Genomic DNA, 244 nt, shown 5'->3' with positions numbered 1-244 from the left:
CTTCACGTTATCAATGGTGTCAGAGCTCTCGACCTCCAGGGTGATTGTCTTGCCAGTAAGAGTCTTCACGAAGATCTGCATGCCACCGCGCAGACGGAGCACAAGATGGAGCGTGGACTCCTTCTGGATGTTGTAATCAGCAAGAGTACGCCCGTCCTCCAGCTGCTTCCCAGCAAAGATCAAGCGCTGTTGGTCTGGGGGAATGCCCTCCTTGTCCTGGATTTTTGCTTTCACATTATCAATG

1 protein-coding gene is annotated in these 244 nt (G+C 52.0%); it reads right to left on the bottom strand.

Annotation, left to right across the window (positions count from 1 at the left end; translation table 11 throughout):
* Positions 1-244, bottom strand: a 244-nt coding sequence (locus tag C6N31_RS43155) for a ubiquitin-like protein (RefSeq protein WP_198359752.1), incomplete at both ends; no start/stop codon positions are given.

This window comes from Streptomyces fildesensis, assembly GCF_016107395.1.
Classification (GTDB): Bacteria; Actinomycetota; Actinomycetes; order Streptomycetales; family Streptomycetaceae; genus Actinacidiphila; species Actinacidiphila fildesensis.
This window is presented reverse-complemented; position numbering and strand designations above follow the sequence as displayed.